We start from the raw sequence: 24,533 nt of genomic DNA, 5'->3' as shown, positions 1-24,533 counted from the left end.
TGGAGCAGAGCGGAAACAGGGGCACGCCCCATTAAAACTGATTAAAAAAGGAGATGATAAATGGCTAAGGAAAAAGTAAGTACACCAGGTTCTGATTATGATGAGGACAGTATAAAAAGCCTTGACTGGAAGGAGCATATACGGCTGCGCCCGGGTATGTACATTGGTAAACTGGGCGATGGTGGCAGTCCCGATGACGGTATTTACGTATTGGTTAAAGAGGTAATGGATAACTGTATAGATGAATACACCATGGGGCACGGCAAAACCATTGAGCTGAAGATTGAGGGTAAAACCGTAACGGTTCGCGATTATGGGAGAGGTATTCCCCTGGGTAAGGTGGTGGATGTAGTAAGTAAAATTAATACGGGCGCCAAATACGATAGCCGTGCTTTCCAGAAATCAGTGGGTTTGAACGGGGTAGGTACCAAAGCCGTCAATGCGCTAAGTAATTATTTCAAAGTGTCTTCTATCAGGGAGCAGAAGGAAAAGGTGGCGGAATTTGAAAGAGGCATCCTGGTGAAGGAACATAAAGAAAGCAGCACTACGGGAGCTAATGGTACCATGGTGACTTTTATACCGGATGATACCATATTCAAGAATTTTAAGTTTCACCCCGAGTTCCTGGAAAACCTTTTGTGGAATTATTGTTTCCTGAATGCGGGATTGAAAATAATCTTTAATGGTAAATCATATATCAGTCGCAATGGGTTGTTGGATCTGCTGGAGCGCAAAACCAACCCCGATGAAATAAGATATCCTATTATCCACCTGAAGGGGGAGGATATTGAATTGTCGATCACACATGGTAATGAGTATGGTGAAGAGCTGTATAGCTTTGTGAACGGGCAGCATACTACACAGGGAGGTACCCACCAACAGGCGTTCAGGGAGGGTTTTGTAAAGACGATCCGTGATTTCTATAAAAAAGATTATGAAACTTCTGATATAAGAACGGGTATCGTTGCCGCCATCAGTGTGCGCGTAGTGGAGCCGGTTTTCGAGAGCCAGACCAAAACCAAGCTGGGCTCGCAAAACGTAGATATCAACGGGCCCAGTATGCGGCAATTTGTGGGTGACTTTTTATCGAGGGAACTGGATAATTACCTGCATAAGAATCCGGCCGTTGCCGATGCATTGAAAAAGCGGATTGAACAAAGCGAACGTGAACGGAAAGATCTTGCAGGTATCAAGAAACTGGCGAATGAGCGGGCTAAAAAAGCCAACCTGCATAACCGCAAGTTGCGTGATTGCCGCTATCACCTGAATGAAGAGCCCCCTGCAAAAAACAAAGACGAGATCATGGCCAAGCAAGCGGAAACCACCATTTTTATAACTGAGGGGGATAGCGCCAGCGGATCGATTACCAAGGCCCGTAACGTAGAAACACAGGCGGTGTTTAGCTTGCGCGGTAAACCGTTGAACTGTTTTGGACTGACCAAAAAAGTGGTATATGAAAATGAAGAATTCAACCTGCTGCAGCATGCGCTGAATATTGAGGAGGGGATGGAAGGATTGCGATTTAACAACATTGTAATAGCCACCGATGCCGATGTGGATGGCATGCACATCCGCTTATTGATCATGACCTTCTTTTTACAGTTTTTTCCCGACCTGGTAAAACAGGAAAAAGTGTATGTGCTGGAAACGCCTTTGTTCAGGGTACGTGATAAGAAAGAAACCATCTATTGTTACAGTGAGTCAGAAAAGAAAGCGGCGTTGAAAAAGCTTTCTGGTAAGCCGGAAGTGACACGCTTTAAAGGATTAGGTGAAATCAGTCCGGACGAATTTGCGCAGTTTATCGGAACCGACATGCGTAAACAATTAATGCGGGTAGAGCATGGAGACCATATTCAGCAACTGCTGGAGTATTATATGGGTAAGAATACAATGGAACGCCAGGCCTTTATCATCAATAACCTGGTAGTAGAGATTGATAAGGAAGAAGAGCTGGAAGAAGCCGTTGTTAATTAATGATGAATAATGGAAGTCTCTGATGAAAGAAAATAATCTTATAGCAGATAAAAGTTTTTCATTTGGATTATGTTCTCAGGTATTAAATAGTGGAACTTCTATAGGTGCAAACGTGGAGGAGGCAATAGGGCAATCTTCGAGAAAAGATTTTGGACATAAATTAGAAAAATCATACAGGGAGGCGCGATATTGGTTGCGACTATTAAGGGAATCTTAAATTTTGGAACCCAAACTAGCTACTCGTTAATTTTTTATTGCGAAGAACTCTTGAAAATTCTAACTGCTATTTTGAATTCTTTAAAAGGTGAATGAAGTTATTAATTTTTAATTAAACCAGAATGATACATATTGTATTCAATGAGGTAGAGATGGAGCTGATGCGCAAAGTGCAGGAGCTCGACGAGTCACTTGCAGGTGATGTAATCCAGATAAAGGATGACTATGCAGTGGGGCCTGTTGACCAGATCTATGAGACAGAAGGGTATCAGCAGCGGCGGGATTGGTGGAAACAATTGCTTGAAAATTCACCGTACAAAGAGCAGTCTGACCTGGTAGATGATAAGCTCACTGTACATAACCTGATTAAGGCTTTGCAGGAGAACGAAGAGGAGCGGGCTTGGATCTGGATGGGGCAAAATCAGCATGATGTATGCGGTTATTACTGGCTGATGCCACAGCTAAGAGAATTTCAGGGAAGAGTGATGGTGTTATATATGAACAATCTGCCTTTTATTAATGAAAAGGGACAGATCTTTTACCCATCCTGGTTAAGTGAAATACAGCCTTCAGAATTCTTAAAAGCCAAAAAGCTGGCAAGACCTATCACTTTGAGTGAATACGAGGTTGACCCCGACGAGTGGAATAAATTGACCCAGGAAAATGCTTTGGTGCGGATACTGGAAGGGGGTAAAAAAATAGTAAGCAGGGAAGATGGTTTTTACGATGCCGAGATATTGAAAAATATTACGGGGGAATGGCAGAAAGTGTCGCGCGTGTTGCAAAACACGTTGAACCGGATGAAGATCAAAACAGGGGATGTGTTTTTAATGTGGCGCATCAGAATGCTGATAGAGGCAGGTAGAATTGTAACAGAAGGCGACATCAACAAAGACTGGAAATCATTTGATGTTAAGTTACCCGGACCTGGCAGGCAAATGGAATTATTACCTGAATTAAATGAAAATGGACAGTAATGAAATGGCTATTAAAAACAGAAGAGCTGGTAATGTTGCTGTTGAGTATTTTCTTATTGTGGAATAGTGATGCGGCCTGGTATTGGTATTTGCTGGTTTTGTTGGGACCGGATATCAGTATGGTAGGATACCTGGTCAATGACAAAGTCGGAGCTGCTCTATATAATCTTTTTCATCATAAAGGATTGGCAATATTGATCTTTCTCGCAGGAATGTATCTGAGTATTGATCTGCTTTTGAGGGCAGGTGTTGTATTATTCGGACATGCTGCGCTGGATAGAATGGTGGGTTACGGTTTAAAGTATAATAAGGGATTTGCGTTTACGCATTTGGGGGTGATAGGTAAGCATAAGGGTCAGAATGAGGTAGCTTGAAAAGGATGCCCCGCCGCTATGCGGCTCTTATAGGTAGCTGAGTCCGGAGTTATTATATTTAGCGCCTGGTGCTGACATATAAATGGATGGTTAATGGAGCCGCATGGCATCGCGATGTAAGCCGCGTAGCGGCGCAATATCAATAGCGGTATGTAGGCGAAATGTAAATAACCGCATAGGGGTGAAATATTAATAGCCGCGTAGCGGCGCAATATCAATAGGTGTGTAGGCGAAATGTAAATAACCGCATAGGGGTGAAATATTAATAGCCGCGTAGCGGCGCAATATCAATAGATGGCAAATACCTACACCAAATTGTATATACAAATCGTGTTTGCGGTTAAGGGTAGAGCATCAGTAATTCGGGAGGAGTTTAGAGACGAGTTGCAAAAATATATGACAGGTATCATTCAGAATAAGAAGCAGAAATTATATGCCATTTATTGTATGCCTGATCATGTTCATATTTTTGTTAGTATGGGGCCGGAGTTGGCTATATCGGATCTGGTGAGAGATGTGAAAGCAAATGCCACGTCGTTTATCAACGATAAAGGGTGGGTTGAAGGATATTTCGAGTGGCAGCGTGGCTTTGGCGCATTTTCTTACAGCGAATCACAGGTAAAGGCTGTAGTGAATTACGTTTTGAATCAACGGGAACATCATGAAGAGAAAACATTCAGGGAAGAGTATATTGAGTTGCTGAATCAGTTCGAAGTCGATTTTGATAATAAATATTTATTTGAGTTTTTAGAATAAGGTAAAAGTTTTTGACGAATAATATGAAAGAAGAAATTGTAGATAACATTGAGCATAGTGATAGTAGTGGGATTCAGGGGCAATTTAAAACCTGGTTTTTAGATTATGCTTCGTATGTAATATTAGAACGCGCGGTGCCTGCTATTGAAGATGGGTTAAAGCCGGTACAGCGCCGCATTCTGCATTCCATGAAACAAATGGATGATGGACGCTTGCATAAAGTGGCTAATATAGTGGGTCAAACCATGTCCTATCACCCGCACGGTGACATGAGTATACGCGATGCGCTGGTAAATATGGGGCAGAAGGACCTGATGATTGATACGCAGGGCAACTGGGGTAATATTGAAACAGGAGATGATGCCGCAGCTTCCAGGTACATTGAAGCACGTTTAAGCAAGTTTGCATTAGAAGTAGCGTTTAATGCCAAAACTACCGAGTGGCAGTTAAGCTATGATGGAAGAAATAATGAGCCGGTTACATTACCTATGAAATTCCCTTTGCTGTTGGCGCAGGGAGCTGAAGGTATTGCTGTAGGTCTTTCAACAAAAATTCTTCCTCATAATTTTTGTGAATTAATTGAAGCATCGATCAAATACCTTAAGGGTAAAAAGTTTGAACTGTTTCCCGATTTTCAAACCGGTGGTATGATCGACGTTGCCGATTATAACCAGGGTAAGAGAGGCGGCAAAGTAAAAGTGAGGGCGCATATAGAAGAGTTTGATAAAAAAACACTTTTAATCAAAAGCGTACCTTACGGAGTAACTACCGACCAGCTGATAGAATCTATCGTAAAGGCGAATGACCAGGGCAAGATTAAGATCAAAAAAGTTACCGATAACACAGCTGCCAATGTGGAGATCCAGGTAGACCTGGCTGCGGGCATTTCTCCGGATATCACCATTGATGCATTGTATAAGTTTACGAATTGTGAAATATCTATTTCGCCGAATGCCTGTGTAATTGTGAAAGATGATGGTATTCCCAAGCCTGTTTTCTTATCTATCCAGGAATTATTAAAAATTTCAGCTGATAATACCAAGAACCTTTTGCAAAGGGAGCTGGAAATAAAATTAGGTGAACTGAATGATAAATGGCACTACACTTCTCTGGAGAAGATTTTCTTTGAAGAAAAAATTTACCAGGAGCTCGAAGACCGGAAAGCAAGCTGGGAAAAGGTTATAGAGAACATTGAAAAAGCATTTGTTCCTTACCGGAAAAAATTAAAGAGAGAGGTAACACGGGAAGACGTGTTGAAGCTTACAGATAAACCTGTTCGACGTATTCATAAAACAGATATTGATGATCTGATAAACCAGATCAAAGGGTTAGAAGCCGATATAAAGCAAACGCAGCATGATCTGGATAATCTGGTAGACTATGCCGTGGCTTATTTTGAGAATCTTTTAAAGAAATTCGGTAAGGGACGGGAAAGGAAAACGGAGATCAAGCAATTTGAGATCATCGAGGCAAAACATGTTGTGATTGCCAATACTAAATTGTACGTAGACCGTTCAGGAGGATTTATAGGCACCGGATTAAAAAAGGACGAATTGCTATTTGAGTGTTCTGACCTGGATGACATCATTGTGTTTACCAAGCGCGGAATCATGAAGGTGATTAAAATTGCTGATAAAACTTTTGTTGGTAAAGACATTATACACGTGGCCGTATTCCAGAAAAATGATGAGCGTACTACCTACAACATGATTTATGTGGATGGTAAAACCGGGGTTAGCTTTGCCAAAAGATTTAATGTAACAGGTGTTACCCGTGATAAGGTATACGATCTCACAAAGGGCGATGAAAAAAGCAAAGTTCATTATTTTACGGTTAATCCTAATGGAGAGGCGGAGATCGTTAAGATTGTTTTGAGTCCCAATAGTTCTGCCCGAATTAAGGATCTTGATTTTTACTTTGAAGAACTGGCCATTAAAGGGCGGAGCAGCATGGGGAACCAGGTTACCAAGTATGCCATTAAATCGGTTAAATTTAAAGAAGCAGGGAGAGCTACATTGAGTGGGAAAAAGCTCTGGTTTGATGATAAATTTGGTCGCTTAAATACAGACGATAAAGGACTGTACCTGGGAATGTTTGAACCTGCAGATCAGTTACTGGTTATTTACTCAGACGGGCACTACGAATTAACAGATCAGGAAATGACGCAAAAGTTCGATCCTGAAAAAGTATTGCTGATTGAACGTTATAATCCGGAAAGCACGATTACTGCTGTTTATGCGGATATGAAACAGTTGCAGTTCAACGTAAAGCGCTTTAAAATTGAAACAACTACGCTACGGAATAAATTCCTGTTTATTAAAGAAGGTGATGGGAATTACCTGGAATGCGTGACAACGGCAGCTGAACCGGTGCTGCAGGTGCAAAGCGGTAGGGGCGAGCAGGTGCGTCAGGCCAAATTCAAACTGGCTAAGGTGACAGATGTGATGGGATGGAAAGCAATTGGTGCGAAATTGACCGACTATAACAAAAGCGTATCAATGGAATGGATCGAGACCAAAGAGAGTGAGTCGCCCCAGCAAGAGCTCTTTACAGATTAAAAGGTATCATTTTTGAAGTAGCATATTAAATAAATAGGAATGCGCATGTTTGAGTTCTGGGACATTAGCGATTTGTACAAAGCGTTGATAGCACTTGCCGCAGGTATTGTGCTCGGACTGGAACGTGAGATGAAGGATAAAGCAGCCGGGCTTAAAACCATTACCCTCATTACGCTTGGATCTGCTTTATTCGCTATTATCTCCTATAATGTAGGGCAGCCCAACAGTGAGGCTACCCGTATTGCATCTTATATAGTTAGTGGCATTGGTTTCTTGGGAGCCGGTGTCATTTTCAAAGATGGCGTAAACGTAAGCGGACTTACTACTGCCAGCGTAATATGGCTGGCCAGTGCAGTGGGTATGGCCATTGGTTTTGGGGAAGTATACCTGGCGTTAATTTTCCTGGGAGTATCTCTCGTATTTATCTACTTCGGAAGTACCGCTAACAGGTTTTTTCCCAGCTATAAGGTAAGCCGTATGCTGATGATCTCTCTTCATAAGTCAAATGCGGAGAATCGTAAAGAGCTGATAGCCCGGATGAGAACGATGTTGGTGAAAATTGAAGAAAGGAAATTATCGGTAAAAGGCGATAAGCTTTGTATTTATTTTGACATCACTGTAAAAAGCCGGAAGATGAAGATGTTGGAAGATTTTTTACTTAACGAAACCAATATCCTTGAGTTTGAAATGTAAGCTGCCTGTGTGGTTTAAAAATATTTCTGATATCCGAATCCGTAAGTAAATATCAGGTTCTCTTTCTCTGTTCTGCTGATCTTGTTATACAACAACCGGGTATTGAGGTTGAGTCCTTTCCAGAGCTGGTAAGTAAATTCTGTATCACTGGAAATAATATGATCACTGATGTATTCTAATGACGGCTGGAAAAAATTACCGGTACGGAAGGTTAATCGATCGCCCAGCTTGAACATAAACTGAACCCTTAAAGAATTTCGTATGGTTTGATAATTGATAACAGCAGTGTCGCCCTGTATAATGCGGCTGGTTTCTCCGATCATACCATTGCTTACGTTGAGCCATAGGTTAGGCTTATTGATAAAGTTATAGGCAATACCAATCCCCGCTTGTCCCTGTGCTTTAATATTAAGTGAGTAGCTGGTTGTATAATTGACCAATCCCCAGTAATAGAAGTCAGTAAAATGGCGATACAGGTTTACATTACTGGATAAGGTAAAATCATTATTGGTAAGCTTTTCGGGGTTCATACCATAAATCCAGGAAGCTGAAGAATTTAAAACCGTACGTCTTTTTCGAACATTGAACTGTGCATTGTTATTAAAGAGATAATTGGATCCATCTTTTGTTTTATTAATCGAACCTCCGGATGTGAGTTTTACAAGCCTGGTAGTACTATCAGTAAATTGTGCCTGCAGCTTAAACTGGATAGCTATTACGATGAATAGGATATAAAGTTTTTTCATGTACATGTTGAGGGTGATCCGGTAAGATATGACCGGGGACTAATAAAAAGGAATACAACTGTACTGTTGCGGATATATCGCTAAGGTAGGGAATACTATTTTAAGAAGCGCTTCATTTCACGCTCCACATCTTTTTGTTTAATGCTTTCTCTTTTATCGTACAGCTTTTTGCCTTTACCTAAACCCAACTCTATTTTAATAAAGTTCCGGTCGTTCATAAATATCTTAAGCGGTACAAGGGTATAGCCTTTTTCTTTTAACTTGGCCTGTATTTTCCTGATCTCCCTCTTTTGAAGCAGGAGCTTTTTATCTCTGTCTGCATCATGGTTGTTGACCGTGCCATGTGAATAGGGGGAGATGTGCAGGCTCTTGATCCATATTTCACCTTTGTGAATAATACAATAGCTGTCATTAAAACTGGCTCTGCCTTCGCGCAGGGATTTAACCTCTGTCCCCAGCAATACCATTCCCGCCACATAAGTATCATCAATAAAATACTCATGAAATGCAGAACGGTTCTTTATGGAAATGGGTGAAGCCAAGGGGTAAGTTTAAGCGTTTAAAGTTTACAAGTTGAAGGATGGAAAACCTGTTACCCCGTAAACCTATCAACCTGTTAACTCGTTTTAATTTCTGAAAAGCCGGATAACGGTTCCTATCTTTTCTTTTAAAACTTTACGGTTTACAATAAAGTCAAGGAATCCATGTTCTAAAAGGAATTCGCTTCGCTGAAAACCTTCCGGAAGATCTTTTTTGATGGTTTCTTTAATAACGCGTGGACCTGCGAAGCCTATCAGCGCTCCGGGTTCCGCTATATTCAGATCTCCCAACATAGCAAAGGAGGCAGATACGCCACCAAATGTAGGGTCGGTTAATAAGGAAATATAAGGTAACTGGGCATCGCTTAACTGAGACAGCTTACCGCTGGTTTTAGCCATTTGCATCAGCGAAAAAGCACTTTCCATCATACGGGCGCCTCCGCTTTTATTAATGACCATATAAGGTAGCTTGTGTTTGATACAATAGTCTACCGCACGGGCGAATTTTTCTCCCATAACGCTACCCAGCGACCCACCAATGAATTCGAAGTCCATACAGGCAATCACCATTTTTTCGCCATCTACCAAACCAACGCCCACGCGTATTGAATCATTCAGGCTGCTATTGGACCAGATATCTTCCAGCCTTTTTTTATAGGGTTTCAGGTCAGTAAAGCCTAACAGGTCTTTGCTTTTAATATTGGTAAAAAGCTCTTCGTATTCGTTATTGTCGAACAATACTTCGTAGTACTGATAGCTGTTCAGGCGATGATGATAATCGCATTTAGGGCATACATATAGTTGCTCTTTGAGCTCAGCAAAAGTAGAAATATAGTTACATTCAGGACACTTGGTCCATAAACCTTCCTGTGTTTCCTTCTTCTCAGACGTTTTTGTTAAAATGCCTTTCTTAATCCTGCGGAACCAGCCTGTTTTCTGGTCCTTTCCCTGTTCACCCGCCAGATCGGCATCAAAATCTTCTATCTCCTCAGCCATAAGTAGATAAATATATTTTTAGATAAGGTACAAACGTACATAATTTTTTTCAGATGAGGTGAAGTGTGGAAATTATGCCTTTTCGTACTTACTCGTACCGAAGGGCCTCGATGGGATTGAGTTTTCCTGCTTTTATCGCCGGGTACAACCCTGCCAGCAAACCTACACCACTACAAATTAAAATGCCATATAATACCCATCCCCAGGGCACCACAAATCCTGTACCTAATACAACAGCAAAACTATTGCCAACCAAAATGCCCAGGATGATTCCGAAAATGGCTCCCAGTATGCTGATGATCACTGCTTCGAGCAGGAATTGCTTTTTTACCACTTTACTTTTACCGCCAATTGCTTTTATCAGCCCTACCTCTTTAGTGCGCTCTGCCACGCTTACCAGCATAATATTCATAAGCCCTATGGCGGCCCCTATAAGAGTGATCAGTCCTATTACCGTGGCCGATATAGTCAAAAAGCCCAGACTATTCATAGCCCTTTCTACCATGCTATCGCTTTTGTCCATCACAAAATTGCTTTCTTCGGTGATCAAAGTTTTTCTGACTCCCCTGAACAGCGCTTCGGCTTCTCCCATAGCTTCGTTCATTTTATTGATATCATCTACCTTTACCGCAAGTACGTAGGAAGTATTATTACCGGCAAAATTCTTAGCGAGGTTGCGGTAACCTATGATGGCCATATTATCCCTGCTAAAGCCAAACGTAGAACCACGGCTGTCCAGCACGCCTAAAACCAGGTAGGGGAGATTATTGATACGTACGGTTTTTCCTACAGCCTTGTCTGCTGCCTCATCGAAAAATTTTTTGGCTACATCGTAACCTAATATGCATACGTTCTGGGCATTTCTAACTTCCTGGAGTGTAAGATTCCGTCCGTTGAGCAAGGTATACCCGTTTAGTTCAAGGTACTTCTCGTCACCCCCAAACATCATTACATTCGGACTGGTTTTTTTATCAGCAAACGAAACAGTGTTACTACGATTGCCAAATACAGACAGCCCGCTAACTACACCCGGAAATTTATAATTGTTGATAAAATATTCAGCTTCCTCTTTTGAAATATTACGGCCCAGGTTCGATTTTTTTTCTTTCTTACCTTTTTGTGAAACGGTCAGATCATCTCCTCCGCCACCAAAACGGATATTACGTTCTTTAAACCGGATCGTAAATGCGTTAGCTCCCATACTGGAGAAACTCTCGGTGAACTTCTGGTTCATGGCTTTAATAGCTGTAATAATGCCTATCAGCGCCATAATACCAAAAGCTATAATAGCCACAGTAAGGGCTGTACGTAAAGTATTTCCTTTAACGGTTCTAAAAGCCAGAAGAAATGTGTCGCTGAATTTCATGTTCGTAATACACCTAATATAAAGCTAACAGCATAAAGCAACATCAGCAAATTTATTATTGGACAGGTGAAGGTGGCGGCATTAAATTGCTATGCCCAGTCTGGGGTTAGCTTGTAAATAGTCCTGGGATTTCTGTACAGTATGGAGGACCTGTCAGGGCTGTATTTGTTTTACCGTCCATTGGCCGTTATGAAGTTCATATAGTTTTCTATCATGAAAACGCGTTGTTTTAAATGCCAAAAATTCTATTCTTAAAGGATCGATTGAATAACCGCCCCAGCTTCCGGGTCTTGCTAAAGGCTTACTGAAAGAAACTGTTTCAACGATTGTATATTGTTTTCGGAGTATTTCAATGTCATCGATGTCTTTTCCCTGCTCACTCACTATTGAAACTATTTGACTATCCCTGTTGCGTTCTGCAAAATATCTGTCAGCAAGTTCTTCTGATAATTTAATAGCGATTCCTTGTATCCTGACCTGTATTTCTGTTTCTGTCCACCAAAAAGTTAATGCCACTTGGCTGGTGGTGTTTATTTCGCTTCCTTTCCTTGAGGTAAGAGGCCCGGTGACAATAAACTTATTTTCTACAACGTCTTTGAGTGAAACAAACCTGGCATTGGGGAACCCGTCTATACCAATAGTCGAAAGACAGCAAGCGGTAGGTATTTTAACTTTTGTTAGGGCTAGCTCCTTTTTAAACAATTTGTTGAAATGCTCAATCGCTATTGTTTCCATTGAATTTAATTGAACAGTTTGTAAGCATTTACGTCTAAAAGTTGCGACAACGTCATTTTGTCTTAACCAGAAGAACTACAAATTATATTAATCCGTTCACTCACAAAAAGTCAATACACCGACTAAAAATATAACCAGCCCAGGAAAGTACCCGGGAAAATGCCCAGAAGGATAATCAGCACGCAAACAGCGATCAGCGTGTATTTTTCAAAGCTGCTGGCAGCTACTGATTGAACAGGCCCTTCTTTAAAATACATGGCCTGTATAACCCGGAAATAGTAGTAAACGCTTACGGCAGCCATTACCACTGCAAAAATCACTAGCCAAAGGTGCTGGCCGGTCATTATAGCGGCTTTTAACATGTAGAATTTACCGAGGAAGCCTGCTGTTAAAGGGATACCTGCTAACGATAAAAGACAAATAGTAGTAGTAAAAGCTAATACCGGCTGATGTTTCGCCAATCCGTTAAAACCTTCAAAGCTGTAATCAGTCATTTTGCTTAATACTGCAAAAATGCCAATAGTTGCCAAACAATAAGCTGCAGAATAAATCAACAAACCTTCGCGGGCTGCATCGTTCATGGCATATACACCAAACAATAGAAAACCGGCCTGGGCAATACTGGAGTAGGAGAGCATGCGCTTAACGCTTTGCTGAAATACTGCTGTAATATTACCTACAAATAGAGTTGCAGCAATCATGATGGCCACCCAAATCGACCAAGTGTCTTCTAGTTTACCAAAAGCACCACCAAAGAGACGAACAAAGCCCACAAATACAGCAGCTTTTACGATGGTTGCCATAAACGAGGTAAAGACTGTTGGGGCTCCGTCATAAACATCAGGAGTCCAGAAATGGAAGGGGGCTACAGAAGCCTTAAAACTCATGGCAAATAGCAGGAATAACATCCCGGCAATATGCAGGGTTGATTTAGCGGCCACCGTAAAGTTCATCTTGTCAATGGTAAAGGTACCCTGGGAGCCGTAGATGAGTGCAATTCCCATCAGCATAATACCAGTTGAGAAGGAGCCCATCAGGAAGTATTTTAATGCAGCTTCATTACTTTTCAGGTTCTTTTTATCTGCGCCTGTTAGTATATAAAGAGGAATGGAAATAATTTCAATGCCCAGGAATAAGGTCAATAAAGATTTAAAGCTGGTAGTAATTGTAATACCGGCAATGATAAAAAAGATCAAAGCCAGGTAATCTGCAAAATTCTTACCTACTTTTTCCATTTGGCTGGAAGTGATCAGTAAATAAATCAACGTAGCGAATATAGCAATACCATTAAAAAACAAGGCATAACTGTCAAAAGCCATAAAACCGGAGACATCAAATTTAAAAAACCGGATGCCCCTCATTTCCATGCAGTTTGCTAAAAAGAGCAATATCATGGCTATAATGCCAGTGGTTTTAATGGGCGCGTTCTTTTGAAACACTACACCACTAAACATCATAACAACGCCCAAAATTGCAGAGAGTACTAATGCGTTCATACTTTATTGCTTAATGCTTCGCCGGTTTCAACAGGTGAAGCACGTCTGATTTATGTAAAATAGAATTTGTTATATCTTCAAAAGAGTGTAACAGCGGTTGCGGATAAACACCGGCAACAATAATTGTTACTGCAATAATTCCTAAAATAGCTTTTTCATGAAAGACAATGTCTGTACCCTGTTCGGTTAAGCTATTGGTTTCACCTAAAAATACTTTACGGGCCATTTTCAACGTGTACACAGCCCCCAGAATAATACCCAGACCAGCTGTAACAGCTAACGGAATACCATATTTGGATATCTGCGGGTTGACCCCTAATATGCCATTAAACATCAGGAACTCGCCTATAAACGCATTAGTTAAAGGCAAAGCTATATTGGCAAATGCGATAATAAAGAAGAAGATGGTTAACACGGGAGCTGTCTTGGCAATACCCCCAAGTTCACTCATTTTACGGGTTCCGAATTTTCTTTCAATGATCTCCACAATGATCCACATACCCAGGATGTTGATACCATGGGAAAACATCTGTATCATAGTGCCCTGTAAAGCGCTTTTGTTTTCGGCAAACACTGCCACACACATTAAACCAATGTGGGCGATAGAAGAATAGGCTACCAGTCTCTTCATATCATCCTGCTGAAATGCAATGAGGGACGCATATACAATACCAATAACTGCCATGGTAGACACTGTATCGCCCCAGCTGAAAGATGCCAGGGGCAGTACGGGAAGTAACCAGCGAAGTAAGCCTAGTACGCCCATCTTAACCATGATGCCGCTTAACACCATTGTAGCGGCAGTAGGGGATTGCTCGTACGCATCGGGCTGCCAGGTATGAAAGGGGAATATGGGCATTTTGATAGCAAAAGCCAGGAAGAACAGCCAGAACACCCACATCTGCTCTTTAAGCGGAAGATTGGAGTTGTAAAAAGCGGTAATATCGAAAGAATTAGTTTTCGAATAGATGTACAGTATACCTACCAGCATCAAAAGCGAACCAATAAAAGTGTAAATGAAAAATTTGAAAGTGATCTTAATACGCTTTTCACCACCCCATTGCGAACAGATAAAGTAAACGGGAATAAGTGCCAACTCCCAAAAGAAGTAGAACAATAATGCGTCCATGGCCAGGAACACGCCCATCAAACCAGCTTGTGCCAACAACATCAGTCCTAGAAAATTGTGAGCTTTTTTATAAACGGTATTCCAGGTAGAAACAAAGATCAGCGGAAAAGAAATGCCGGTAAGCATGCATAGCATAGCGCCCATTCCATCGGCGCTGAGCGAAAAGCTACTGTTTAAAATGCCCATCCAGTGTGCTTTAAAGCTTAATGCAGCCGTATTGCTATAGCAGGTAAATCCTATTATGGCAATAATAAAAGTTGCAATAGCCGACAGCAAGGACCAGGTTCTGGCGCCTTCTTCTTTCTTAATAAAAAAAGTGATAATGCCGCTAAGCAATGGGACTAATATCAACAACAGTGCGATCATGCTAAAATGATAATTTCTAAATATAAATTCAAATATCCTGGTCCCTTTCCTTTAATGGAAAGAGAAAAGCTTTATTTTCTTAAAAAGAATTGCAGGGCAAAAACAATCAGCACTCCAATTACCATCATCAGTATGTAAGCTCCCGTCTGCCCGCTTTGTAGCCAGCGCAATTGTCTGCCGCCATAGTTCACCAGCCTGCCCACGCCGTTTACAATGCCGTCTACAATGTTCTTCTCAAAAATATTATTGAAAAATGCGCCCAACGCATTTAGTGGTTTAACGATAACCGATTGGTAAATCTCATCCACATACCATTTCTCCTGTAATAACTTACCAAAACCTTTCGCCTCTTCGATATCAGGCTTTTTACTGTACCGGGTCCATGCCAGTACTACCATTATGATGATCAGTAAAGAAGATACACCAGTCAACGTCCACTCTGTGCTATGAGATACATGATGTGCTGGCAGGATCGCATAAGATTTTTCGAATATGGGGTGCAGATAATCTTTTAAGCTGTGCGCACCGTGCATCAAAAACTCAGGTATGCCAATAAAGCCACCCACAACCGAAAGGATGGCCAATATGATCAACGGAATAGTGATCGCAGCCGGGCTTTCGTGTAAATGATGTTCCTGCTCATGTGTACCACGGAAGCTACCTTTAAAGGTGGTTGCGTATAGACGGAACATATAAAAAGCAGTGAGTAAAGCACCAAAAAGTCCCAATGCATATAAGATAGGGGAGGTGGCAAATGCGCCAGCCAGAATTTCATCTTTTGAGAAAAAGCCGGAGAAGCCAGGGATACCTGCAATAGCCAAACAACCCAACAAGAAGGTAATATTAGTGATTTTCATGTACTTATCTAAACCGCCCATTTTACGCATATCCTGTTCTCCACCCATGGCATGTATTACGGAACCAGAGCCCAGGAACAAAAGCGCCTTAAAGAAAGCATGTGTCATTACGTGGAAAACGGCTGCTACATAAGAACCCGTACCCAACGCCAGGAACATATATCCTAACTGGCTTACCGTTGAGTAGGCCAGTACTTTTTTGATATCGTTTTGTTTGAGCGCAATACTTGCTGCTAGCAGGGCAGTTGCAATACCAATAATGGCAATGCAGTTTAAAGTACCCGGGGCCATAGAGTACATTAAGTTACTACGGGCGATCATATAAATACCTGCCGTTACCATCGTTGCGGCGTGTATTAACGCTGAAACCGGGGTGGGACCCGCCATCGCATCGGGTAACCAGGTATACAAAGGTATTTGTGCGCTTTTACCGGTGGCCCCTACAAATAGTAAAGTTGTGATGATCGTAATATCAAATGCAGATAGTTTAGCCAAAGCTTCGGTGGTAAAAATTTCACTAAAAGTTACGGTCCCCAGCTTATTAATCAGGATGAATAAAGCGATCAGGAATGCCAGATCCCCTATACGGTTCATGATAAAGGCCTTGGAAGCAGCTTTGGTATAATCTTCTTTTTTAAACCAGAAGCCTATCAATAAATAAGAGCATAAACCAACACCTTCCCAGCCAATAAACATAATCACAAAGTTCGAACCCATTACCAATAGAAGCATGGAGAAAACGAACAGGTTGAGATAGGCAAAATAACGGGCGAAATGATGCGACTTCTCTTCATGCATGTAGGAGGTAGAGTACACATGGATCAAAAAGCCTACACCTGTGATCACCAGGAGAAAAATAGAACTTAACTGATCTACCTGGAACGCAAAAGGAATACGTAAGCCTGCAATCTTAATAAACTCAAAATATTCAGCAGTAACGATAGTGCCCGAACGAACCTGCATAAAAGCAAGGATGCTCAAAATAAACGATCCTAAAATGGAACCGCTACCAATTAGCCCGATCACTCCTTTCGACAAATAGTTTCTTAATAAGCCATTCAATAAAAATCCAATCAAAGGCAATAATGGTATTAAGAGTAGTTGCATGTTCATTTGGTAGTATTTAGCCTAACCTCCAGCATTTCTCAACGAAAAATCAGATGGAGCCGTCTTAATGTTTTAGTCTGTTTAAAAAATTAATATCCACCGAGTGAATATTACGATACATCATTACAATGATAGCCAGTCCCACACTTACCTCTGCTGCTGCTACCACCATTATAAAGAATACAAATAATTGCCCGTCTGTTCCTGCCACTGTCATTGCGGCTTCCTTGGCCGGTTGCATTTTGGAAAATGCTACGAGTAACAGGTTGACAGAGTTGAGCATCAGCTCTATGCACATAAACACTATTATTGCATTGCGGCGTGTAAGTACCCCTACTATTCCAATGCTGAATAATGCTAAAGCCAATACGATATAATAATTAATAGGCATAACTTAATGTACGATGTATAATTTTACGATGTACGATTTTAATCTTTTTTACCAATAACTACGGCGCCTACCATTGCACTCAGAAACAGGATGCTGCTGATTTCAAATGGCACCACAAAAGTGGTAAACAATTCTTTACCCAGGGTTTTAATAAGGCCCGCATCTCCGGTATTCACTTCGGCAATATTTTTTGCTACTTCGGTATTCCTCAAGGCAGCTACCAGCACCAGCAACAAACAACCTCCAGATACGATCCCAATGATCTGCAGCCAGCGGTTTTTAATGGGCTCTGCGCTTTTATTCAGGTTCATCAACATGATCACAAAAAGGAATAAAACCATGATGGCGCCCGCATAAACAATAATATTAACAACAGCCAGGAACTGAGCATTCAGTAAGATATAGTGCCCCGATATGGCAAAGAATGTTGCTACCAGCCACAGTACACTGTGCACAGGGTTCTTGCTGCTTACTACCATGATGGCGCTAAACAAAGCCGCCACTGTAAGAATCCAGAATAATATTTGTGTAATGCTCATGCCCTTAAATAGCTTCCGCTTTTTTATTTTCCTTATTAATAGTTCCTAATGCCTTTTGGTAAGCCTCTGGCTCTGTTACAGGGTTCGGAATTAAAAGGTCGTCTTTTTTATAAATAAAACCTTTGCGGTCGTAATTCGATGGGGTGAAAGTTTGAGAAAGATAAATGGCATCTTTAGGACAAGCTTCTTCGCAATAGCCGCAAAAAATGCAACGCAGCATATTGATCTCATATTTCGCAGCATACTTCTCTTCGCGGTACAGGTGCTCTTCACCCTCCTGTCTTTCTGCAGCTTCCATAGTGATAGCTTCAGCAGGGCAGGCAACAGCACAAAGTCCGCAGGCAGTGCAATTTTCGCGGCCTTCTTCATCCCTGTTCAGGATATGCAGGCCACGAAATACTTTACTAAAAGGCCTGGTTTCTTCCGGGTATTTGATGGTGGCTTTTTTAGAAAAAAAGTGTTTCAGCGTAATACCCATTCCCTTCAAAATATTCCAAAGGTATAAGCGCTCCACAAAGGTCATGGGGCTGCGGTCTACCGGTTTGGCTCTATTTGTATATTGAATACCCATTAGTTTTCGAGAAGTATTTTAAATTTTCGCAAATATAATTCAGTTGTCAGTATTTAGATGACAGTTGACAGACTAATCATCTAATATTTATTATGTTGTCTATACTAACTTTCAATCATCCTGGTCTGCAGCCAGATTTTGCTACAAGACAGTACCTTGCTTTCCCTTGTTGGCTTGCTGCCAGCTAATCCCTGCCCTCTGTCAACCTATTTTTGTAGCCACAATACCACCAATGCTGTAATGATCATATTCACTAAAGCCAGGGGTACTAGTCGTTTCCATCCCAAATGCATCAACTGGTCAAAGCGGAAACGTGGGATGGTCCAGCGGATCCACATAAATACAAATACAAAGAAGCACGCTTTCACCATTAATACCGCAAAGCTGATAAAGGCCAGGAAATTTTGTGAAATGCCCCACGATGCTTCATTAACAAACGGGATATCATAGCCGCCAAAATAAAGGGTGGACATGATAACGCCGCTTATAAACATATTAATGTATTCTGCAAACAGGTAAAATCCCAGTTTCATACTGGAATACTCCTGGTGATAACCGAAGTTGAGCTCGTTTTCTGCTTCAGGTAGGTCGAACGGTGTACGATTACACTCGGCCAGTGCGCAGATGAAAAATATTATGAATCCGAGCGGTTGATAGATGATGTTCCAGCCATTGTCCAATTGGTTTTGTACAATCGTGCTCATCTGTAATGACCCGGTAAGCATTAATACAGCGATCAAAGACAGCCCCATGGCTAATTCGTAGGAGATCATTTGAGAAGCCCCGCGAATACCTGCTAACAAAGAAAATTTATTGTTAGAGGCCCAGCCGCCGATCATGATGCCGTATACACCTAAGCTTACTACACCAAAAACATATAAGATACCTATGTTAATATCTGCAATTTGTAACGGAACGGTTCTGCCTGCTATCAAAGCCGGAGAACCCCAGGGGATAACAGCGCTGGTAAGCAGGGCGGTTACCATAGCCAGTACCGGACCTAATACAAACAGGAATTTAGAAGAGGCGAGAGGGATGATCTCTTCTTTAAAGAAAAGTTTACCACCATCAGCCAGAGGTTGCAACAGACCAAAAGGACCCGCCCTGTTGGGGCCAATCCTGTCCTGCATAAATGCCGCTACCTTCCGCTCACCATATGTAGCATACATGGCAACGATCATTGATAGGGTAACCACGAGGGCTATCAGAATCAATTTTTCTAAAATAAAAAACCAGTCTATCGCAAGTAAGTGCATGGTATTAATTATTGTTCTCTTTTTCCTGTATTAATTTCGTTTTATTGAAAACCGCGCCGGTAGCGGGTCCTTTTATTTTGCTCAGGTCTACCGACGGATCATTTACATCACTGATATTGTGAATATCCAGTAACAGCTTAGGCTGCCGGCCTCCCATCACTTTGGCAACCGTTTCTTCCGGTTTATCCAGCACTTCATAGTGATTGGCGCCGATAACGGAATGACGAGCCACTTTAGTAGGACCTTCAATTACCCAATCTTTCACGTCTTTCTTTTCAAAACGGCACTCGTTACAGATCCAGCCGGTTTTGCCTTCCTCCGTATTCATGATTTCACCCCATTGATCTTTGCGGGCCGTTACGCGTAATACTTCATCTCCTCGTTTCCATAAGGTTACTTTGCCACAACATTTGTCACAGTCGCGGTGTGCATCTTCCGGCTTGGTGAACCAAACACGATTTTTAAAGCGGAAGGTTTTATCTGTTAATGCACCTACCGGACAAACATCAATTACGTTACCAATAAAATCATTGTCCAGCGACTTTTCAATATAAGTAGCGATCTCTGCATGGTCACCACGGTCTAAAACACCATGGGAACGTTTATTCGTTACCTGGTCGGCAGTAAATACACAACGGTAGCACAAAATGCAACGCGTCATGTGTAACTGAATGTATTGACCGAGGTTGTGCTTTTTAAAAGTTCTTCTTTTAAACTCGTAGCGGGTGCCTTCCTTACCATGCTCGTAGCTCAGGTCCTGCAAATGGCATTCGCCGGCCTGGTCGCAAATAGGGCAATCTAATGGATGGTTGAGTAATAAAAATTCTACCACACCGGCACGGGCATCTAGTACACGCGGGCTGGTTACGCTCTTCACTTCCATGCCATCCATCACACCGGTACGGCAGCTGGCTACCAGCTTCGGCATGGGGCGCGGATCTTTTTCAGAGCCTTTGCTTACTTCTACCAGGCAGGTGCGGCATTTACCACCACTGCCTTTCAAAGGAGTATAAAAGCACATGGCAGGAGGTGTTACATCACCGCCTATCAAACGTGCCGCCTGTAATATGGTTGTACCAGGATCCACCTCAACAGATATATTATCTATTGTTACTTTCATTTTAGGAGGTGCTTCCTTTTTTATTTCTTCTGCCATAATTTTATTTCACGCAAAGCAACATAAGAAATCAAGTCGCTAAGTTTATAAGTTATTAACTATCCTATGAATACCATTTTTTATAAGTGACTCATTAAAATTGACTAACAATCCCAATTTAATATGGGTCAACTTAAGATATGTCAGTACTTGTTTATAATGAATATCACACAGTTTTTCAACTGATTTCAATTCTACAATTACTTTATCGTCTATAATTACATCTGCCCTGAACCCCACTTCCATCCTTATCGTTTCATGCACTAATGGAACTCCATGCTGTCTTTTAAAAGAAATTCCATTTTTTGCCCACTCGTAGCAGAAAATCTCTTCATACACACTTTCAAAAAGTCCCGGTCCGTACTGTTTATGAACTTTAAAACACAAATCTACAATCAACTTAGAAAGATCATTTCTGTCATAATCTTTGCGTTTTATTTGCTTTGCGGCTTTGCGAGAACGTCTTATTAGGCCGGTACCACTTCTCTGACATCTGCATAATGCGCCAATCCAAAATTTCTTACCTGTGCTTCAGCCGCATTGGTAATATGCCACTCAAACTCATCGCGGAAGTGGCGTATGGCTGCTGCTACCGGCCACGCTGCTGCATCACCTAAAGGACAAATGGTATTACCTTCTATTCTACTTTGAATGTCCCACAGTAAATCGATATCGCTCATTTTTCCCTGACCTTTATCCAGCCTCAATAAAAGCTTCTCCATCCATCCGGTGCCCTCTCTGCAAGGTGAGCACTGACCACAGCTTTCATGGCGATAGAAACGAGCCAGGGTGTAGGTATGCTTTACCACGCACTGGTCTTCATCAAAAACAATAAAGCCACCACTACCCATCATAGTACCCGTCTGAAAACCGCCATCAGCAAGGCTTTCATAATTCATCATCCTTTGTTCTCCCTTGGCAGTCTTCAATAAGAGATTGGCCGGCAGAATAGGAACCGATGAACCACCCGGAATACAGGCTTTAAGCCTTTTACCTTTGGCGATACCACCACACCATTCATCACTGTAAATAAACTCTTCCACCGAAATGGTCATATCAATTTCATAAACACCAGGCTTATTGATATTGCCACAGGCAGATATTAATTTGGTACCCGTAGATTTTCCTACACCAATTTTTGCGTACTCTTCACCACCCTCATTAATGATAGGCACTACAGCGGCAATGCTCTCTACATTGTTTACCACTGTCGGCCTGTCCCATGCACCTTTTACAGCAGGGAAGGGCGGCTTGATACGAGGGTTACCTCTTTTACCTTCCAGCGATTCGATCAGGGCCGTTTCTTCTCCACAGATATAAGCGCCGGCGCCACGTTGTACATGGATATCGCAATCAAAGCCGCTCCCTAATATATTTTTACCCAGGAAACCATTGTTATGTGCTTCCTGTATGGCTTGTTCGAGTATATCAACGATCCAGGCATATTCACCACGGATATATATATAAGAAGTATTAGAGCCCAAAGCATAAGAGGCTACAATAACACCTTCTATCAGCAGGTGCGGAATAAATTCCATCAGGTAGCGGTCTTTAAAAGTACCTGGCTCACTCTCATCGGCATTTACCACCAGGTGACGGGGGACACCTTCCGGTTTAGCCAGGAAACTCCACTTCATACCGGTGGGGAAACCGGCACCACCGCGACCACGAAGTCCTGATTTTTTTACCTCTTCTGTAACATCATCGGGGCCCATTGTTTTCAATGCCTTTTCAACGCTACGGTAACCACCTTCACGACGATAAGTATCGAAATACCGGATACCCTCTACATGTGCTTTTTCTAGTAATAGTTTTCTACCCATTTTATAATTTCCTAAACGAGAGATTTAATTTGCTTTAGCCCTGCACTCTTCAATAATCGCGTCCACTTTTTCTTTGGTAAGATGCTCTTTGTAAAACTTACCCATTTGCATCATCGGCGCATAACCACAGGCCCCAAGGCATTCCACTGTTTTTAGAGTAAAAAGTCCGTCAGCCGTAGTCTCTCCTGGTTTGATGTTCAGCTTTTCGCCGATGTATTCAATGATATCATCACTGCCATTGATCATACAGGGACCGGTTTGGCATACTTCAAACATGTACTTACCTATAGGTTTCAAATTATACATGCTATAAAAAGAAGCCACTTCGTAAACCTCAATTGGGTCAATACTTAACAGCGACGCCACATAGTCCATGGTTTCAACACTTAACCAGCCGTATTGCTCCTGTGCCAGGTGCAATAAAGGTATCAGGGCGCTTTTTTGTCGGCCTTCCGGATACCGGGCTATTATTTTGTCAACTTTTAATAAGTTTTCCTGAGAGAATTGAACCATAATTGATAATATAATTAAAGACAAAATTAAAAATCATCGAAGCTCATAAACATGATCATGAACAGGAATCCATTCTTAATTCATCATTCTTTGTTCTTTAAGCGTCCATTTCCCCTGCAATCAGGTTCAATGAAGACATTACCAGGATGGCGTCACTCAACATGCCATCCTTTACCAGCTCTTCGAAAGCCTGGTAGTAAATAAAGCAGGGACGTCTGAAATGCAGCCGGTAAGGGCTTCTGCCGCCGTCACTGATAAAATAATATCCCAGCTCACCATTACCTGCTTCAATAGAATGATACAGCTCGCCTTTGGGCATATCGATCTCACCCATAATAATTTTAAAATGCCAGATCAGGGCTTCCATTTTAGTATACACATCCTTCTTTTTCGGAAGGTAGTATTCAGGAACATCCGCATGATAAGCGGTCGCTTCTTCACCTTTTAGGTTGTTCAGCTTTTGCATGGCCTGTTCTATAATGCGCAGGCTTTGCCACATTTCACCATTGCGTACCTGGAAACGGTCATAGCAATCGCCTGTAGAACCAACCGGGATGTCGAAGTCAAATTCTTCATAACTGCTGTAAGGAGCCGTTACTCGTACATCATAGTCTACGCCTGCTGCCCTCAGGTTAGGCCCTGTGAAACCATAATTTAAAGCTCTTTCAGCTGAAATAGCGCCAACGCCCATAGTACGTTCCATGAAAATACGGTTGCGGGTAAAAAGGTTTTCAAACTCTTTTAAAACCGCAGGATATTCTCTCAGGAACTTTTCAATTTTTTGGAAAGCGGTATCATTGAAGTCTCTTTCAAAACCGCCGATACGACCCATATTGGTCGTCAATCTTGATCCGCAGATCTCTTCATAGATCTCATAGATCAATTCGCGATACTGCATTACATAAAGGAAGCCTGTGTAGGCGCCCGCATCCACACCCATAATAGAGCTGCAGATCAAATGATCAGCGATACGTGCCAGTTCCATTACAATAATGCGCAAATAATCTACCCGCTTCGGCGTTTTTACACCCAACAGCGTTTCGCAGGTTAAATGCCAGCCCATATTGTTCAGCGGGGCAGAGCAATAGTTCAACCTGTCTGTTAAAGGCGTGATCTGGTATAAAGGCCTGCGTTCTGCAATTTTTTCGAAAGCCCGGTGAATATAGCCAACCGTCGCATCGGCCTTTACGATCTTCTCCCCATCCAGTTCAATAATATTTTGAAATACTCCGTGTGTAGCCGGGTGCGTAGGCCCCAGGTTGAGCGTGGTAGTTTGTTTTTCAATACTACCGGCAGGGAGATTTATATTTTGATGTATATCTGACATTTGATATGTATCTGCTTTGTCGTTTATTGTCGTCTTGTTATTGAGCTCTTTTTTTCTTATTCCTGATTAAGA

The 24,533-nt window shown here is 41.9% G+C and carries 23 protein-coding genes and 1 pseudogene; 7 read left to right on the top strand and 17 right to left on the bottom strand.

Going from position 1 to position 24,533, the window contains the following annotated elements; genetic code table 11:
• Positions 1 to 60 precede the first annotated feature (60 nt).
• From U0035_RS08350 to U0035_RS08325, 7 genes are all read left to right on the top strand, one after another.
• Positions 61 to 1,974 (top strand): DNA topoisomerase IV subunit B, encoded by a 1,914-nt coding sequence (locus tag U0035_RS08350; RefSeq protein WP_114789537.1) that lies wholly within the window; start codon positions 61 to 63, stop codon positions 1,972 to 1,974.
• Positions 1,975 to 1,996: 22 nt separating this feature from the next.
• Positions 1,997 to 2,191 (top strand): four helix bundle protein, encoded by a 195-nt coding sequence (locus U0035_RS22935; protein WP_211316345.1) that lies wholly within the window; start codon positions 1,997 to 1,999, stop codon positions 2,189 to 2,191.
• A gap of 121 nt (positions 2,192 to 2,312) precedes the next feature.
• Positions 2,313 to 3,167, top strand: coding sequence for a DUF1835 domain-containing protein (locus U0035_RS08345; RefSeq protein WP_114789536.1), 855 nt, complete (start codon positions 2,313 to 2,315; stop codon positions 3,165 to 3,167).
• A complete protein-coding gene (locus U0035_RS08340; protein WP_114789535.1) occupies positions 3,167 to 3,541 on the top strand; it encodes a DUF4260 domain-containing protein in 375 nt (124 codons plus the stop codon). Before U0035_RS08345 ends, U0035_RS08340 begins: the two co-directional genes overlap by 1 nt.
• A 294-nt stretch (positions 3,542 to 3,835) precedes the next feature.
• Positions 3,836 to 4,297 carry an IS200/IS605 family transposase gene (gene tnpA / locus U0035_RS08335; RefSeq protein WP_114789534.1) on the top strand — a complete coding sequence of 154 codons (462 nt, stop codon included), beginning with the start codon at positions 3,836 to 3,838 and terminating at the stop codon, positions 4,295 to 4,297.
• A gap of 23 nt (positions 4,298 to 4,320) precedes the next feature.
• On the top strand, positions 4,321 to 6,855 hold the full coding sequence (locus U0035_RS08330; protein ID WP_114789533.1) for a DNA gyrase/topoisomerase IV subunit A: 2,535 nt from the start codon (positions 4,321 to 4,323) through the stop codon (positions 6,853 to 6,855).
• Positions 6,856 to 6,894: 39 nt separating this feature from the next.
• The gene (locus tag U0035_RS08325) at positions 6,895 to 7,548 is read left to right on the top strand and encodes an MgtC/SapB family protein (protein WP_114789532.1); all 654 of its coding nucleotides are present in this window, start codon (positions 6,895 to 6,897) and stop codon (positions 7,546 to 7,548) included.
• Positions 7,549 to 7,562: 14 nt separating this feature from the next.
• Here the strand turns inward: U0035_RS08325 and U0035_RS08320 are convergent, their stop codons facing one another.
• From U0035_RS08320 to U0035_RS08240, 17 genes and pseudogenes are all read right to left on the bottom strand, one after another.
• Positions 7,563 to 8,294 (bottom strand): DUF481 domain-containing protein, encoded by a 732-nt coding sequence (locus U0035_RS08320; RefSeq protein ID WP_162817761.1) that lies wholly within the window; start codon positions 8,292 to 8,294, stop codon positions 7,563 to 7,565.
• 95 nt (positions 8,295 to 8,389) lie between these two features.
• Positions 8,390 to 8,836 (bottom strand): SsrA-binding protein SmpB, encoded by a 447-nt coding sequence (smpB, locus tag U0035_RS08315; RefSeq protein ID WP_114789530.1) that lies wholly within the window; start codon positions 8,834 to 8,836, stop codon positions 8,390 to 8,392.
• Positions 8,837 to 8,920: 84 nt separating this feature from the next.
• Complete coding sequence (gene accD, locus U0035_RS08310) at positions 8,921 to 9,829, bottom strand: acetyl-CoA carboxylase, carboxyltransferase subunit beta (RefSeq protein ID WP_114789529.1); 909 nt, start codon at positions 9,827 to 9,829, stop codon at positions 8,921 to 8,923.
• Between the two features lie 88 nt (positions 9,830 to 9,917).
• On the bottom strand, positions 9,918 to 11,195 hold the full coding sequence (locus tag U0035_RS08305) for an ABC transporter permease (RefSeq protein ID WP_114789528.1): 1,278 nt from the start codon (positions 11,193 to 11,195) through the stop codon (positions 9,918 to 9,920).
• Between the two features lie 153 nt (positions 11,196 to 11,348).
• Positions 11,349 to 11,936, bottom strand: a pseudogene (locus tag U0035_RS08300) (pyridoxine/pyridoxamine 5'-phosphate oxidase); the annotation flags it as partial.
• A gap of 116 nt (positions 11,937 to 12,052) precedes the next feature.
• On the bottom strand, positions 12,053 to 13,426 hold the full coding sequence (locus U0035_RS08295) for an NADH-quinone oxidoreductase subunit N (protein WP_114789526.1): 1,374 nt from the start codon (positions 13,424 to 13,426) through the stop codon (positions 12,053 to 12,055).
• 10 nt (positions 13,427 to 13,436) lie between these two features.
• Positions 13,437 to 14,921: a complex I subunit 4 family protein gene (locus U0035_RS08290; RefSeq protein WP_114789525.1), complete on the bottom strand. Its 1,485-nt coding sequence runs from the start codon at positions 14,919 to 14,921 to the stop codon at positions 13,437 to 13,439.
• A gap of 71 nt (positions 14,922 to 14,992) precedes the next feature.
• Positions 14,993 to 16,885: an NADH-quinone oxidoreductase subunit L gene (gene nuoL / locus U0035_RS08285; RefSeq protein WP_327138738.1), complete on the bottom strand. Its 1,893-nt coding sequence runs from the start codon at positions 16,883 to 16,885 to the stop codon at positions 14,993 to 14,995.
• A gap of 64 nt (positions 16,886 to 16,949) precedes the next feature.
• Entirely contained in the window at positions 16,950 to 17,276 is a 327-nt protein-coding gene (gene nuoK, locus U0035_RS08280) for an NADH-quinone oxidoreductase subunit NuoK (RefSeq protein ID WP_114789523.1), read from the bottom strand.
• A 38-nt stretch (positions 17,277 to 17,314) separates the two neighbouring features.
• Positions 17,315 to 17,815, bottom strand: coding sequence for an NADH-quinone oxidoreductase subunit J family protein (locus tag U0035_RS08275; protein ID WP_114789522.1), 501 nt, complete (start codon positions 17,813 to 17,815; stop codon positions 17,315 to 17,317).
• 4 nt (positions 17,816 to 17,819) lie between these two features.
• A complete protein-coding gene (nuoI, locus tag U0035_RS08270; RefSeq protein ID WP_114789521.1) occupies positions 17,820 to 18,386 on the bottom strand; it encodes an NADH-quinone oxidoreductase subunit NuoI in 567 nt (188 codons plus the stop codon).
• A gap of 206 nt (positions 18,387 to 18,592) precedes the next feature.
• Entirely contained in the window at positions 18,593 to 19,642 is a 1,050-nt protein-coding gene (nuoH, locus tag U0035_RS08265; RefSeq protein WP_114789520.1) for an NADH-quinone oxidoreductase subunit NuoH, read from the bottom strand.
• 4 nt (positions 19,643 to 19,646) lie between these two features.
• A complete protein-coding gene (locus U0035_RS08260; RefSeq protein WP_114789519.1) occupies positions 19,647 to 20,798 on the bottom strand; it encodes an NADH-quinone oxidoreductase subunit G in 1,152 nt (383 codons plus the stop codon).
• Between the two features lie 45 nt (positions 20,799 to 20,843).
• Positions 20,844 to 21,197: a GxxExxY protein gene (locus tag U0035_RS08255; protein ID WP_327138736.1), complete on the bottom strand. Its 354-nt coding sequence runs from the start codon at positions 21,195 to 21,197 to the stop codon at positions 20,844 to 20,846.
• A 68-nt stretch (positions 21,198 to 21,265) separates the two neighbouring features.
• Positions 21,266 to 22,621, bottom strand: a complete 1,356-nt coding sequence (gene nuoF, locus U0035_RS08250) for an NADH-quinone oxidoreductase subunit NuoF (RefSeq protein ID WP_114789517.1) — start codon at positions 22,619 to 22,621, stop codon at positions 21,266 to 21,268.
• Between the two features lie 24 nt (positions 22,622 to 22,645).
• Positions 22,646 to 23,134 (bottom strand): NADH-quinone oxidoreductase subunit NuoE family protein, encoded by a 489-nt coding sequence (locus U0035_RS08245; RefSeq protein ID WP_114789516.1) that lies wholly within the window; start codon positions 23,132 to 23,134, stop codon positions 22,646 to 22,648.
• Between the two features lie 97 nt (positions 23,135 to 23,231).
• Entirely contained in the window at positions 23,232 to 24,461 is a 1,230-nt protein-coding gene (locus U0035_RS08240; protein WP_114789515.1) for an NADH-quinone oxidoreductase subunit D, read from the bottom strand.
• Positions 24,462 to 24,533 lie beyond the last annotated feature (72 nt).

This window comes from Niabella yanshanensis (assembly GCF_034424215.1).
Classification (GTDB): Bacteria; Bacteroidota; Bacteroidia; order Chitinophagales; family Chitinophagaceae; genus Niabella; species Niabella yanshanensis.
Note: the sequence above shows the minus strand (reverse complement) of the source record. Positions and strands in the feature narration are given on the sequence as shown.